Consider the following 1,025-nt stretch of genomic DNA (forward strand, 5'->3'; position numbering starts at 1 on the left):
AGACGATGCGGCGCGCGAGCAGTCCCGCGATCTGGACAACTGTCACGTCGTGACCGTCGGCGGTTTCGATGAGCATGCTGTTGCGCTCGTTGACCTCGCTGGCGTCGGCGAGATCTGCGGAGAGGAACTTGCCTGCCTGGTGAACGACCTCTTTGACCGTTCCACCGACAGGGCTGCGCTGGACATGCACGTCGAGAACCGACAGGAAGATGCTGACGCGCGGGCGCGGCTCGCTTCCGAGATTGAGCTCGGCCGGCGGAACGGCGTTGTCGACCAGCGCCACTTCACCGTCGGCGGGTGCGACGACGACGCCGATGCGGTTCGGCGGCACCCGGTGCGGGTGACGGAAGAACGTGGCGCATGCGGCGGCGGTGGTCAGACCGGCTCGGCGCACCCACTTACGGTTGCGGCCCAGAGCTGCAACTCCCAGCGGGGCCAGCACGAACGGCAGGCCGGCGGGATGAAGTGGCGGAATCGCATGGCGAACCAGATCGACGATATGTCCGATCCCGGTGGGTTGCGGGGTTCCGGGGGGTGTGGGTCGGCGTGCCACAGGCTCCTCTAACTACTCGGTAGGTCTTCTGCTGGTCGCACTGACAGTACGGGGTGGTAGAGCATCCATAGATTACGTGAATGCCTTCTCTCCTACGGGCTGTAGTGGCATCAAGTACGAGTAGTACCCGACACAGTCGCCGGTGCGTATCGCCAGCGGTAGCGCCGCACCGCTTACTCGGATCACCAGTTGCCGCCCCGGTTGGGCTGCGGCGGCGTCGCGCAGTCGCTGTCGGTCGACCAGTACTCGGAACTGTTCACGGGGATCCATTCCGCCCGGATTCACCCGTGCACCACCGTCTTCGCCGACGCTGACGACGGCGCTGTCCTCGGTGCCGTTGAGCAGGGCGGCAAGTAGGTCGCCGCTCAGTTCGACGGCGTCGTTGTGCTCGCGCAGGATTCGGTGATCGTCTTCTGTCCGTCGTAGATCATGCGGACGATGCGGTTGTCGGACGCCGACGTGAAGTACGCGT

Annotated in this window: 2 protein-coding genes; both read right to left on the reverse strand. The window is 65.2% G+C overall.

All coding sequences use genetic code 11. The features are described 5' to 3' along the window. A partial coding sequence (locus tag ABT116_RS50345; RefSeq protein ID WP_351648564.1) for a phosphatidylserine decarboxylase occupies positions 1 to 553 on the reverse strand: 553 nt, incomplete at its 3' end. 72 nt (positions 554 to 625) lie between these two features. Then, positions 626 to 1,025 (reverse strand): hypothetical protein (locus ABT116_RS50350; protein ID WP_351648566.1); only part of this gene is annotated, 400 nt, incomplete at its 5' end.

Origin of the sequence: Streptomyces sp. NPDC002130, assembly GCF_040296465.1 — a bacterium.
In the GTDB taxonomy this organism is placed as follows: Bacteria; Actinomycetota; Actinomycetes; order Streptomycetales; family Streptomycetaceae; genus Streptomyces.